The organism is Saccharomonospora piscinae (assembly GCF_005862235.1).
Taxonomy (GTDB): Bacteria; Actinomycetota; Actinomycetes; order Mycobacteriales; family Pseudonocardiaceae; genus Saccharomonospora; species Saccharomonospora piscinae.
This window is the reverse complement of the sequence record NZ_VCEK01000002.1, coordinates 992175-1006189: the sequence shown is the minus strand read 5'-3', so window position 1 is coordinate 1006189 and position 14015 is coordinate 992175. Positions and strand designations below refer to the sequence as shown.

The 14015-nt window shown below is 69.1% G+C and carries 7 protein-coding genes; 4 read left to right on the top strand and 3 right to left on the bottom strand.

What is annotated here, in order from left to right; translation table 11 throughout:
* Window positions 1-111 precede the first annotated feature (111 nt).
* Together FFT09_RS10595 and eccCa are read right to left on the bottom strand one after the other, a co-directional pair.
* Window positions 112-2058: a type VII secretion-associated protein gene (locus tag FFT09_RS10595; protein WP_138382523.1), complete on the bottom strand. Its 1947-nt coding sequence runs from the start codon at window positions 2056-2058 to the stop codon at window positions 112-114.
* 120 nt (window positions 2059-2178) lie between these two features.
* The gene (gene eccCa / locus FFT09_RS10590; RefSeq protein ID WP_138382522.1) at window positions 2179-6192 is read right to left on the bottom strand and encodes a type VII secretion protein EccCa; all 4014 of its coding nucleotides are present in this window, start codon (window positions 6190-6192) and stop codon (window positions 2179-2181) included.
* Between the two features lie 223 nt (window positions 6193-6415).
* Between eccCa and eccD the strand changes: the two genes are divergently transcribed.
* Complete coding sequence (gene eccD / locus FFT09_RS10585; protein ID WP_024876303.1) at window positions 6416-7810, top strand: type VII secretion integral membrane protein EccD; 1395 nt, start codon at window positions 6416-6418, stop codon at window positions 7808-7810.
* A 58-nt stretch (window positions 7811-7868) separates the two neighbouring features.
* Window positions 7869-9443: a type VII secretion-associated serine protease mycosin gene (mycP, locus tag FFT09_RS10580; protein WP_138382521.1), complete on the top strand. Its 1575-nt coding sequence runs from the start codon at window positions 7869-7871 to the stop codon at window positions 9441-9443.
* 348 nt (window positions 9444-9791) lie between these two features.
* Here the strand turns inward: mycP and eccB are convergent, their stop codons facing one another.
* Window positions 9792-11414: a type VII secretion protein EccB gene (gene eccB, locus FFT09_RS10575; RefSeq protein ID WP_081193312.1), complete on the bottom strand. Its 1623-nt coding sequence runs from the start codon at window positions 11412-11414 to the stop codon at window positions 9792-9794.
* A 617-nt stretch (window positions 11415-12031) separates the two neighbouring features.
* Here eccB and eccE point away from each other — a divergent pair.
* Window positions 12032-13216, top strand: a complete 1185-nt coding sequence (gene eccE / locus FFT09_RS10565; protein ID WP_208544391.1) for a type VII secretion protein EccE — start codon at window positions 12032-12034, stop codon at window positions 13214-13216.
* Window positions 13213-13935 (top strand): hypothetical protein, encoded by a 723-nt coding sequence (locus FFT09_RS10560; RefSeq protein ID WP_024876308.1) that lies wholly within the window; start codon window positions 13213-13215, stop codon window positions 13933-13935. Before eccE ends, FFT09_RS10560 begins: the two co-directional genes overlap by 4 nt.
* The last annotated feature ends 80 nt before the right edge of the window (window positions 13936-14015 follow it).

The following is a 14015-nucleotide window of genomic DNA, read 5'->3' as shown; positions in this document are numbered from 1 at the left end:
GGTTCCTGGTTGTCGCCCAAAGTGGCCAAGTAGTTGCGAGCGTGAACGCCTTTCGCCGCCGGATTGGGGAACTGACCGCGTTTAGCCCGCTAAAGGCGCCAGCGGCGGGCGTCAGTTGGTGAACTCGAGGGTCGCGACGATCTGCTCGCAAGCCGTACGGACACGCGCCGGCATTCGCGCCTCCTGGCAGCCGATGCTCACCTGCGCCGTGCCGTGAGCCAGCACGTACCAGTGAACCGTGGCCGCCGCCTTCTTCTCGCGGTAGTGGATGACGTCCCGGCCCGCGTACCGGTGATGCTCGGTGAACTGCGTGTACGTCTCCGCGCTCGCGCCGGTCTGCTCGCGCAGTTCGCGGGCTAAACGCTCTCGTTGCGCCCCGCCGTCGTAGGGCAGAACGATTTCTTGGACCACTACGAGGTCGTCGTCCGCGCTGGTCTGCGCCTCCTGTGGTTTGACGACCACCTGCCGGTCGTCAACGTTGTCACCTGTCTGGGTCCAATTCTGTGGTGCCACGAACTTGTACGAATACTGCGCGTAGGTACGCCCCTGGACGGCTGTCTCGTCGTCGTTCGTCGCGATCGTGAGCGTGAGCGCCACCACTGTCGCCACCAGGGCGGCCACCGTGGCCACCGCCGCGAACATCACGCGCCGATGCCGCGAGGCGCCTCCCGCTGAACCCGGTGGCGGCGCGACCGGCGGCCCCCCTTGCGGGGCAGCCGAGATCCCCGAGGGCAACGACATCGCGGGCACACCCGACGGCCTGCCCGGCGCGGGGCCGCGCGCGGGCACCGGCGGTGGGCGCCCTGCCCCGCGAGGTGGCGTGCCCGACAGCGGGGTCGCCGCCGAGGGCCGCGACACGACCGCGGTGCGGGCCTCGCCCCGGGACAGCGTTCTGCCCGCTAAACGCGCCGACCCGGTACCCGGCAGCACACCCGTGCGGTCCGGGAGAACCTGGACCGCGCGGAGGGCTCCTCGGGCCACGACCGTTTCCGGTTGGTCCAGAGTGGTCGGCACGATTCCGGTGCGTTCATGCACGAGTCGCGACACCATGGGGATGCGGCTCGATCCGCCGACGAGGAAGATCGCGGTGAGCTGTTTCGGGCGCACTCCAGCGGCGTCGATGGTGGCTTTGGCCAACTCCGCGGCTCGCCCCAGCGGCGAGCGGACAAGCCGCTCCAGGTCCTCCCGCGTCACGTGGGCGTCCGCGAACGGAGGCGGCATCGGCACGTCGGTGTAGGCGTGCCGAGACAGTGTTTCCTTGGCGCCGCGCACGTCCTGCCGCAGCACACGCCTGCGCCGCCGGTCCGCGAGTTCCCTGCCCTGCACGAGCTGGTCCCACGCCTCGGTGTCGGCCTTGGACACCAGCGACCCGACGTGTTCCAGCAGCGCCTGGTCGATGTCCGCACCACCGAAACCGGGATCTCCCCGGGTCGCGAGCACGTCGAATCGGCTCTGGGCGTGGGACGGCACGCGCCGCACCACGCTCACGTCGACGGTCCCGCCACCGACGTCGAGCACGGCCACGGTGTCGCCGGGCCTTCCGCTGAACTCGACCGTGCGTTCCTGGTTCACCTCGGCCGGCGCGAACGTCGCGGCGTGGAACACGGCCGCGGCCACGGGCTCGGGCACGAGGGCCACCTCGTGTGCCAGTTGCCCGGCGGCCTGCCGCAACAGCCGGGTGCGCACCGCGCCCCACTCGGCCGGATGGGTCAGGACCAGCAGCGTCACCTCGGCGTTGCCCGCGAGCCTGCGTGCCTCCGACACGGCCCGCCGCAGGACCGCGTGTACGACGTCCACCACGCTGAGCACGGTGTCGCCGAGGAGCAGTTCGCCCTCGTCGATGCGCCGTTTCGGGGTGGGCTCGAACCGAGACGGATCGACGGCGGCCTGGCGTTCCGCCTCCTGCCCGACGAACAGCGTCCCGTCCTGCGCGGCATAGACCGCCGACGGCATGATGGGTTGCCCGTCAAGGACGACGAGTTGCGGTTCCCGGCCGTTCATCGAGGCGACGACGCAGGTGCTCGATGTTCCGAAGTCCACCGCCACCCGCAGTGTCACGACACGCTCCCGCCAGTCGTCGATTCCTGCCCAGCACTCTGTCAGACGGCCCGGGCCGGTCTCACCATGCGAGCCCTGCCGGCGTGCGGCTGCCTGGTGGGGCGCCGCACGCCGCTCCCGTCACTCCGGTGAGATCCACGACACGTGCATGAGCTTCTTGCCCACCTTGCGGCTGACGAAGTACCCGCGGCCCGGGGGCATCGGTCCGGCCTTCACGTTGCCCAGCAGTTGCCCCTCGTCCTTCGACCCGTTCATGACGAGACCCGGCATGGCCAGTTCCTTCAGCTTGCCGATGATCGGGTCCATCCCGGTACGGGCGGCACCACCGGTACGCCGCGCCGCGATGACGTGCAGTCCGACGTCCTTGGCCTGGGGCAGGTACTCGGCGAGAGGCCGCAGCGGGTTGTTGCTGGACGTGGCGACGAGGTCGTAGTCGTCGACGACCACGAACAGGTCCGGCCCGCTCCACCAGGAACGGTCCTTCAACTGCTGCGGGGTGACGTCGGGGCCGGGCAGGCGCTTGGCCATCGAGCCCGCGACCTCCTTCATCATGCCGTCGAGCTGGTTGGCCGAGACCGCGTAGCCCAGCAGCTGGTCGCCGTCCACGAATCCGAGCATGGTGCGCCGGTAGTCGACGAGAATCAGCACCGCCTCCTGCTTGGAGTAGCGCTCCGTGATGCCGCGGACGATCTGGCGCAGCAGGTTCGTCTTGCCGGACTCGCCGTCGGCGTAGGCGAGGAAGTGCGGGTCGGCGTTGAAGTCGAGGTACACGGGAGCGAGTTCGTCCTCGTCGACCCCGATGGGCACCAGCTTGCTGTCCCGACGCTTGTCCTGCAGGAGCAGTTCCTCGTACGGCATGACGTCGGGCAGCAGCCGCACCTGCGGCGCGTGCCTGCCCTTCCAGGCCGCGGCGATGCGTTTGACGCCGTCCTGGACTCCCTCGCCGAGATCGGCGTCGCTCGACGACCCGTCGATGCGGGGAAGCCCGCCAAGGAAGTGCAGTTTGTCGCGGGTCAGTCCGCGGCCCGGCCGGGCCGCGGGAACGTTCACGGCCACCCGCCGGTCGATGTCGGATTCGCTGGGGTCACCGAGCCGCAGCTCGAAACGGGTGCCCAGCATGTCCTTGATCGCGGGCCGGATGTCGGCCCACCGGTTCGAGGAGATGATGACGTGCACGCCGTAGGCGAGGCCCTGCACGGCCAGCTTGGTGATCTGCGGTTCGAGTTCGTCGAAGTCGTCGCGCAGCGCACGCCAGCCGTCGACGATGAGGAACGCATCGCCGAAGGAGTCCTGTTCGGCCGTGATGTCGCCCCGGCGTTTGCGGTTCCGGAAGTCGTTCATCGAGTCGACGGCGAGCGCACCGAACCGTGCCTCTCGCTCGTTGGCCAATGTCGCCAGTTCGGCGACGATCCGGCGGGCCTTGTCGGGCTCGCGCCTCGCCACGGCGACTCCGCCGACGTGCGGCAGTCCGTTCAACGCGGCGAGCGTGCCGCCGCCGAGGTCGATGCAGTAGAACTGCGCTTCCTCGGGCGTGTGCGTCAACGCCATGGACATGACCAGCGTGCGCAGCAGTGTCGACTTGCCGGACTGGGGCCCGCCCACGATGACGCCGTGCCCGGCTCCACCGGAGAAGTCCGCCCACAGCGGGTCGCGCCGCTGTTCGTAGGGCCGGTCCACGATGCCGAGCGGCACCTGCAATCTGCCGTTGCCGAAGAAGCCGACGGGCGACAGGCCGCGGTCCTCGGTGGGGTTCAGGTTCGGCAGCAGGGTGTCGAGCGAGTTCGGTTCCTTCAGCGGCGGCAGCCACACCTCGTGGGCCGGTGGCCCCTGCCCGACCAGCCGACCGACGATCACGTCGAGTTCGCTGGGTTCGACGGCCTCCTCCGACTGGGGCTGTTTCGGCTGCTCGACGGGCTCGGGTTCCGGCTCCGGTTCCTTGGGCAGTTCCACGAAGTCGGGCACGAACAGCTGCGGCCGCTTGTCCGCACGGACGACCTTCGCGCCCGGAGCGGCCGTCTTGATCCCCGCGGGCCGGTAGGGCCCCGACACGTACGACGCCTTGAACCGCACCAGTGTCGACGTGTCGTACTTGAGGTAGCCACCGCCGGGGACCGAGGGCAGTTCGAAGGCGTCCGGCACGCCGATCGCGGCCCGCGACTCCGCCGCGGAGAACGTTTTGAGGCCGATCCGGTAGGAGAGGTGGGAGTCGAGGCCCCGCAGCTTGCCCTCTTCCAGCCGCTGCGAGGCGAGGAGCATGTGCATCTGCAGCGACCGGCCCAGCCGGCCGATGGCCACGAACAGGTCGATGAAGTCCGGCTTGGCGGACAACAGTTCCGAGAACTCGTCGACCACGACGAACAGCGCGGGCAACGGGTCGAGGTCGGCGCCGTTCTCGCGCGCCTTCTCGTACTCCCAGACGTTCTTGAAGTTTCCGCCGGTCTTCAGCGCCTCCTGGCGGCGGTTCATCTCACCGGCGAGCGCGTCCTTCATCCTGTCGACGAGCGTGACCTCGTCGGCGAGGTTCGTGATGACGGCCGAGACGTGCGGCGACTTGTCCAGACCGAGGAACGTCGCACCGCCCTTGAAGTCGACGAGAACGAAGTTCAACGTGGTCGACGAATGCGTGGCCAGCATGCCGAGGACCAGCGTGCGCAGGAACTCCGACTTACCGGACCCGGTCGCGCCGATGCACAGGCCGTGCGGGCCCATGCCCTCCATCGCGGCTTCCTTGATGTCGAGTTCGACCGGCTGGCCGTACTCTCCGACGCCGAACGGCACCCGGTACCGGTCGCGGACCGGCCTCGGCCGCCACGCCTGCTGCACATCGAACGTCATCGGGTCGCCGGGAATGCCCAGCAGTTCGAGCAGTGACGGGTTGGACAGCAGCGGCTGCTCCTCGCTGTCCTCGGCCGCCCCGGTGCTCATGCGGTAGGGCGACAGCTTGCGCGCGAGGGCTTCGATCTCCACCACACTCATCGTGTCCGGGCTGCCGAACCACTCGACGCCGCCGGCACTGCGGGCGCCCAGCCGCTCCTCCTCCACCACGAGGCGCAGGCCGCGGCGGGCGGCGAGGTTGCCGATCGAGTCGGACAGGTCGATGAGGGTGACGCCGACGAGCCCCTCCTCCAGCAGGATCTGCTCCTCGCCGGTGACGTCGGCGTCGTCGAGCACGATGACCACGTGGGGCTGGTCGGGTGCGGGGGTGGCGTTGCGCGAGAACCGCTGCCGTTCGCGCAGTTCCTCGTCGAGCCACTGTTCGAGCTGTGCCAGCGAGCCGCTCATCATGCGCAGTTGCCCGATGCCGTCGGACAGCGCGGGATGCTGGACGTGGGGCAGCCACTTGGCCCACTCCCACTCCTCCTTCGCCCTGCCGGTGGTGGCGAAGCCGATGAGGATGTCGTCGGGACTGTGGAACGTGACGAGTTGCGCGAGCATGGCCCTGGTGAGGCCGCGCGTCAGCTGCTTGTCGCCCTGCATCCCGACAGCGGCGAAGCCGCGCAGTGTGATCTGGGTGGGCAGGTCCGGAACGATCGAGTGCGCGCGCACGAACCGCCGCAGTGCCAGCGTGGCGATCGGCTCCAGTTCGTCGACGGGGCCGGTCTGCGGCGGCACCAGCCGGGTGGCGAGCCGGTGCGAGCTGCGTCCCACGCGCAGGTGCAGGAAGTCCTGGTCGCTCTGCCGCCGTTCCCACATGCGGCGCGTCGAGGCCATCGACCACAGCGCGCCGGGATCGGGATGCACCCACTCCAGCGAGGCACGCTGGTCGATCATCGCCTCGCGGGCCCTGTCCCGCATCTGTCCGAGATACCGCAGGTAGTCCTTGCGGTCCTCGTTCATCTCCGCCTTCTTCTGCTGGCCGCCCCGGCCACCACCGGCGAACATGCCGACCATCGACATCATCATCATCAGCGGCATCATCAAGAACATCGGGCTGCGACCCAACGCGCCACCGGCCGTGAACATGAAAACGACCATGCCCAGCATGGCCACGATCATGACCACCGGCATCAGTTTCATGATGATGTTGCCGGGAATCGTCCTCGGGACCTCGGGCGGCGGCTCGAGATGCACCTCGCCACCCGGTGGGCGGGGAGCAGCCAGCCGTGGCGACCGCTTGAACTGCAGCGTGCTCACCGAAAGGACCCCTCTTCGACTCGGCGACTGACGGCCTGGGCAGGGCGCGCACACCGGCGCGTTCGCCGGAACTGCCCCCACATGTGGCCCGGGTGCGTTAATACTAGGGCGGCATCACGACACCATGGGGCCGGTTCGGCAAGGTTACCGGCCCACAGGCGGGTTGTTTCCGCGACGCGGTATAAACACCCTGCGGCGAAATCTCCAGGTAGGGGGCGAAAAGGTGGCAACGGGCACGACGGTTTTCAGCAGGGTGACGGTGGTCGCGCCGCGAACCCGGATCGATGTCGCGCTGCCGGCGGACGTGGCGGTGGCCGACCTCATGCCCATGCTGCTGGAGATGGCGAAGGAGACGACCCCCGACGGCGGCGCCCGCCACGGCGGATGGGCCCTCGCCAAGCTCGGTGACGCCCCGCTCGACCCGAGCCGCACCCTCGCCTCGCTCGGCATCGTCGACGGCGAACTGCTGCAGCTGCGCAAACGCAACGAGAACCCCCCGCCGCCGCTGTACGACGACGTCGTCGATGCCATCGCCGAAGCCGAACCCGACAGTTTCCGCCCCTGGACCAAGGAGACGGCGCAGCGCATCGGGCACATCGCCGGTGGACTCGCGCTGTTCAGCGCGGCGCTGGCTCTGTTCTTCGGTGGCCCCCTCTACGGCGGTAACGGTCTCGCGGTCGCCATCATCGCCGGGGTCGCCACCATCGCGTGCGTCGCGGTCGGGGCCACCCTGGTCAAAGCCTACGACGCCAAGCCCACCGGTGTGTTGATCGCCGCGGCGGGAGGGTTACCCCTCGCGTTCGTCAGCGGTTTCCACATCGTGCCCGGCGGGACGCTGCGGGCGAGCCTGCTCCTCGCGAGCGTGCTGGTGGTCGTGGTCTCCGCGGCGTGCATCCTGCTGATGGGCACCGGCATCACCACCTTCATCGCCGCCGCCACCGCGGGTGTCTTCGGGCTGCTCGCCTTCCTGGTGGCCACCCTCATCGCGCACCCCGCTCCCGGCATCGCGGCCGGGACCACCGCCATCGCACTGGCGGGGATCTCGATGCTGCCCAGGGCCACAATCTGGCTCGCGAAGCTACCGCTGCCCCACGTGCCCGGAACCGCGGAGGAGCTGAAGGAGGACACCGGCTATCCGGACTATTCCTCCATCGAGCGCAGGACCAGCGTCGCCCACAACTACATGACCGGTCTGCTGGTCGGCAGTGGCGCCGTCACCGCCGTCGCCGCGGTCATCACGGCGACCTCCGGAGACATCTGGGGCGTGCTCACCGCCGTGATGGCCACCCTGGTGCTGCTGCTGCGTGCTCGCACGTACGCCAACGGCAGCCAGGCCGTCGCGCTGTTGACCACCGGGATGGTGGCCGCGGCGGGCATCCTGCTGGGGTGGATGTGGACGGAGAACGCCGACGGCCGCCTGCTCTGGGTGTTCGGAACCATCCTGCTGCTCGGCGCGGGCGCGCTCGTGCTCGGCGTGGTGTTCCCGCACCAGCGCTTCTCCCCTCCCATGCGGCGCACCGTCGAGATCATCGAAGCGATCTGCATCGCGTCCATCCTGCCGCTCGCGCTCGCGGTGATGGGCCTGTACTCCACGCTGCGGCACCTCGACCTCGGGTGATGCAGCAGGACAACCACGCCACGACTTCCAGGGGGTTAGCGTGCGTTCAGCCCGGACGATGAGACGACACTCGGCGCTGGCCATGGTCGCGGCACTCGGCCTCACGGGCCCCACGCTCCTGCCACTGCCCGCGTTCGCGCAGGACGACGCCACCGGGCAGGACAGCGGCGGCTACTACGCCACACCGCCACCCGTGGACCCCGGCCAGCGGCCGCAGGACAGTGGTGGGCCCGATAAGACTTACGAGCAGTCGACCGGTTGCGTGCGGCGCAACCTCGAGTACAACGAGGACATCCAGAACGCACCGTGGGGTCAGCAGTACCTGCGCCTCGACGAGGTGCACGACCTGATGCGTTCGACCACCGGGCACGTCGGCGCCTTCAGTGAGAACGAGCCCGTGAAAGTCGCCGTGATCGACACGGGTGTCCGCCCGCACGCGCACTTCCAGGATCGGGTGCAGGGCATCGGCGACTACGTCGACCCCAGCGACAACGGACTGGAGGATTGCGACGGCCACGGCACCGAGGTGGCCGGCATCATCGCCGCCGACACCCCCGAGGACATCGGCTTCACGGGCGTCGCACCCGACGCCCAGATTCTGTCGATCAGGCAGTCCAGCCAGAACTTCACGCCAGCCGACGAGGACTCCGGCGCAGGCGGCGGCGGTGACGACGACTCCGGAGACGAGGGCGGCGCAGGCGGCGACGGCGACGGCGACGGCGCGGGCGGTGGTGAATCGCCGCGCGGCACCGGGCCGTCGCAGGACAGCCGTACGCAGGACGGCGAGGGCGCGGGAACGTTGAACACCCTCGCGCAGGCCATCGTCAACGCGGCCAACGCCGACGCTGACGTCCTCAACATCTCGATCAACCACTGCAGGCCAAGCAACGGCTCCATCACCGAGGACGAGCAGGCGCTGCAGGCCGCCATCGACTACGCCGTGCGCGAACGCAACATGGTGATCGTGTCGGCGGCTGGCAACGCCTCGGAGTCCACACGATGCCAGCAGAACGACCAGGCGCTCTCCGAACGCCCGACGACCATCGTCACGCCGCCGTGGTTCTCCGACGACGTGTTGTCCGTCGGTGCCATCGACAACACGGGTGGCGTCGCCGACTTCAGCATGCACGGACCGTGGGTCAGCGTGGCGGCTCCCGGCACCGACATCATCTCCCTCGACCCGGCCGAGGGCTCCGACGGTCTCGCCAACATGATGGTCGACCAGGGGGAACCGCAGCCGATCAAGGGCACCAGCTTCGCCGCCCCGTACGTCGCCGGTCTGGCGGCGCTCGTGCGAGCCAAGTACCCGGAACTCGACGCCTACGAGGTGATGCACCGCATCGAGTTCACGGCGCAGCACCCGGCGGCGGCGGGTGGCCGGGACAACTTCGTGGGCTACGGCGTCATCGATCCCATGGCGGCTCTGACGGCGACCGTGCCCTCGGAAGAGGAGATGCCGCCGGCCAGGGCGGAGAGCCTTCCGTCCGACATGCCCCCGCCGGACAACCGGAACTGGACGCCGACGGTCGTGGCGCTCATCGGCTCCGGCGGCGCACTCGCGGCGCTGGCGGTCACCCTCTTCGTGGTCCACACGCTCCGCCGCAACCAGAAGGGCGACACCGCGCGCGCCTGAAGGCCGGGTGGGGTTGCCGCGTTTAGCGGGCTAACTGCGCCTCGCGCCAGCCCGGGGGCGGCTGCCTGCTGGCGTGTCGCGTTCAGCCCGCTAAACGCGACGTGACCGTACAAGGGTCCAGACGACATCGGTCGATGACTACCCAGGTCCCTCGCTCACCGGGCGGACTTGGACGCTGCCCCAGTCGCGGACAGTCGGCACGCAGGCAGCACGCTTCTCCTAGGCCGCTGTCGCGTTTAGCGCGCTAAACGCGACAGCGCACCGCGCACCCCACACCGGGCCAGCGCACAACAAGGCCGGGTGGCTTTCGTCAGCCACCCGGCCTGCTCGTGCCACGCCCCAGCGGGTTCAGTTACCCCCCGACGCCGCCTGGTCGGGTTGGATGACCGCGCCCGCCTGTTCCTCGACAGGCACCGTGTCGTAGGTACGTTGCGCGTCCTGCGTGTTGAGCGACGCCCCGGCCGGCAACAGCTTGATGATCGACTCAGGCGCAGGGTCGAGCTTGGTGAGCCCCAGCCCCTCCGCGATCCCTCTGCTGGGAATGCCGTAGCGCACGCCGCGGTCGGAGATCAGCTGGATGCTGCCACGTTCGAACGTGGCCTGGGTCGTGGCCGACTGCACCGCCGCGGCGAACCCCGGCCGCATGTAGAAGCTGTCGACCTTCATGTTGTCGGGCGAGGGCGTACCGATGTTCACGACCTCGGGCGAACCGTTCCCGGCCCCGGGGACAGGGAGCACGCTGGAGACGTACACCGAGGTGAAGGCGTCGCGCTGCTCGCCCTGGCCTTTGATGCTCCAGCCGAGACAGCCGACGGGGTGCTCCATGGGGTCGAGGACCGTCGGCATCGTGTCGGGGTAGTAGTCGACGTTGAGATAACCCTGATCACCGCGGTTCACAGTCGGCACGCTCTGCATCACGTCGGGGCTGACCGTTTCGGCCCCGTCGCTCCCGGAGCGCACGGTCCGTTCGTAGAGAATCATGTCGGCCACGGCCTGAGACACCCGCTGTACACCCGTCTGGGTGACAACGTAGAACTCGGTGCTTTCGGTGAGCTGTGTCCGGAACACCTCACCGACCTTGAGGCCGTTGATCTCGAACCCGGTGGGGTCCTGGTCTGCTCCGGGAACGGCGGGGGCTTCGAGGATCCCGACCGACGGGATCGCGTTAAGCAGGCCGGTGGAGATTTTCCGCGCCATGCGCTCGTCGAGGTTGAGCGCCGACTTGACCGAGCCTTGCGAGAGGTCGACTTCCGCTCGCACGGTGTTGGCATTCAGCTGATTGGCGTCGGTCCGCTGCCGGTAGACGAGGTAGTACTTCCCGTCGTCCGCGGATACGAGAAGCGCCTGGTTCTGCGCCAGTTCGCGACCCAGGTTCCGGACACCGGCGATCACGGTGGTTTCCGTCACGGCCTGTTCGCGCGCAACCGGGTCGTTGAGCGAACGATCCGTCTTGATCTGGTCGCAGACCGCCCAGTTGGTGGACACGAGCTGGTTCTCCGACGGCAGCAGGTCCGGCCCACCCGGGATCCCTTGCAGCCGTCCCTTCGGTATCCCCTTGAGTTGTTCATCCGAGACGACGTCGGGCGCCACGACCTGCGCGGCACCGCCTTCCTGCTGCTGCCCGTTGCCCTCGTTCTGGTTCTGCCCCATCAGGATGAGGCGGGCGGAAGCGAGGTTGAACGTCGGGATGAGCTTCTTCGGGTTGCCTGCGACAACGTAAACGCTGCCGGACTCCTTGCCGATCACGATGCCCGAGTCGGGCGCCTTCGGGTCGGGTTTGAAGAACCCGATGATGATGAACGCCAACATGCCGAGACACGCCAGCACGGCACCGACGATGGTGGCCCGCGAGTGCGTCCGCATCGGGTCGTGCAGCATCACGGCGTCCTTGCGCACCAACGCGGACTGCATGCGACGCAGCACGAATCGGTATGCCTGGACTTGCGACTTGGTTGTCGGTGTTGACGGCATTCTCGACCTACAGCTCTCCCACTCGCGGTACGGTTCCGCAGGATAGCCGTACGGGGACCGTTCGGTGTTGGGTTTCTACCAACTCCGGCTAGTGTGCTTCTCGCCGGGACCGGCTATCAGCTCAGTTGCAGGTACGAGGGGAAGAGATCGAGCGGATGTCCGTCACCACTCCTCCACGTCCGCCAGGCCCACCGCAGGGACCCCAGGGGCCGCAGCAACCCTCGGGGCGCCCTCCGGGACCGCCGCCCCAACGGCCCGCACGGCCGGCAGGTCCCAGCGGACCCGGTGGGGGCGCCGGACCGCAGGGCCCGCGTGGCGTCCCGCCCCGGCCTGTGGCGCCGGGGGGACCGGGTGGACCCGTTCGTCCACGCCCGCAGGGACCGGGCGGAGGCTCCGGCGGCCCCGGGGGGCCTGCCGGGCCGGGTGGCCCTGGTGGACCCGGCGGGCCGGGTGGACCAGGCGGGCCGGGAGGTCCCGGTGGCCCCGGCGGCCCAGGTGGGGCTGGTGGGGCTGGTGACTCCGGAGGTGCGCCGCGCCCCTCCGCACCCAGCAGCACGCCGCGGACAGCGCCTGCCGCGCGGCGGCGCACCTTCGGCGCGAGTCTGGGGCCACTTCCCGTGGCCAACCTCGTGCTACTCGAGATCGGCCTCGCCATCGGGCTGATTCTCATCGCGATCGACGATGGTCTGCTCTATGTCGCGATCGGCGTGGCCGCGGTACTACTCGTTCTGGCGTTCCTGCGGTGGGGCGGTCAGTGGTTCACCCAGTGGGCCGGGCTGACCGTCCGCTACGCCCTCCGATCACACGATCGAGTGGTTCTGCCTCCGGCTCCGACGAGCGTGGAGACGTTGACCGCCCACGAGGACGAGACCGTGATCGGGCCCGACGACGCCCGCGTCAGCTTGTTGCGGCTCGCCGTACCCGACCTGGTGGTCGCACAGGGCAAGGACCACGAACACCAGGAAGTGGGTTTCGCCTACCACGACGGCACCTGGACCGCGGTCCTTCTCGTCGAGCCGACGCCCGCGCTCATCACCCAGGCCGGCGGTGCGCCGAGCCTGCCGCTCTCGGCGCTGGCGCCGTGTCTCGAGGACCGCGGCGTCGTGCTCGATTCCATCCGAATGACGTGGCACTGCTACCCCGGCAGCGCCGCGCTTCCTGCTGACTCGCCGGCTCTGGCGTCGTATCTGGAGGTCCTCGGTCCGCTGCCGGCCGCCGCGCGGCGTACGACCTGGATCTCGGTGCGGCTGGACCCCAAACGGTGCCCCACTGCCGTGCGGGAACGCGGCGGCGGCGTGGTGGGCGCACATCGGGCACTGATCGGGGCGCTCTCCCGAGTGCGTAACGCGCTCGAGTCCCGTGGGGTGCCGACGCGACCGCTGAGCCCCGACGAACTGTTGCGTGCCGGCATTTCGGCCGCGGAACTCACCGGCGTGGCCGGGTCGGACGACCGCGTGCGGATGCACGAACGTTGGGCAGGGGTCACCGCGGCGGGTATCGGACACGCCAGCTACGCCATCACCTCATGGCCGAAGGGGCAGATCAGCACAAGCCTCAATGCGCTGACGAGCGTCAGGGCATTGTCGTCGACCGTCACCATGTCGATCTCTCCGTCCGAAGACGAAGGGCACATCGGATTGCGTGGCGTGGTCCGAGTAAGCGCGCGGAACCCGCGTGAGCTCGAAACGAGTGATCAACGGCTGAGCAGCGTGTCGTCCCGCATCGGGGTGACGTTGACACCGCTGCGTGGGCGCCAGGCCGCGGGTTTCGCCGCCACATTGCCCATGGGAGGTACCGCATGAGTGCGCGGGTGCACGACGTCAACAAGGCGTTCGGTGTCGCACCGGAGTTCGTGGTCGACCCGGAGCTGCTCGACGCGATCAGTCCGTCAGGTGATCGTGGTGGAATCGTGCTCGGCTCGGGCCTGCAAGGGGAGCCACTCACGGTGGCCGCGCTGCGCTCCGCACCGACGAGGATCGTTCTGGTGGGGGGGCTCTACCTGTCGAGGCAGGTCGCCATGCGCGCGATGGCGGTCGGCGCCTGGGTCGTCGTCGCGACCGGTCGGCCGACGGCATGGCATGTCTTGTCCACGGCGGCAGGCCAGCAACCGACCGGACAACCGTCTCCGCTGGTACAGATTCGCCGCCTTTCGCCGGTCGAACTGCCTCGCCCGTCGGAAGACGCTCCTTTGCTGGTCGTTCACGACGGAGGCCCCACTCCGCAAGATCTGTTCCCACCGCGTTCGCCCTGGCAGACGACGGTGTACGTGCTGCCGTATCTTCACCCGCAGGCTGGCGCTCTCGCCAACGCTGCCGATCTGGTGCTGATGCAGCGACTGCCTGCTGGGCAGGCGGAGTTGGCCGCGCGCATCTGGCGACTCCCGCCACAGATGACCCGCCAGCTGACGACGTTGAAGGACGATCAGGTCGTGGCCCTCGGGCGCAATCTCTGGCGTCCGCTCCGCCTGGTCACCACGGCCAAGGAACAGCAGATCCTCGGCCCTATCCGCCGCGGCGACTGACCGCGCTCCCCCGCTGGGGGGCGTTTAGCGGGCTGAACGCCCCCCAGCGACAAGGTGACTCGTTGGCGCAGGGTTGTGGA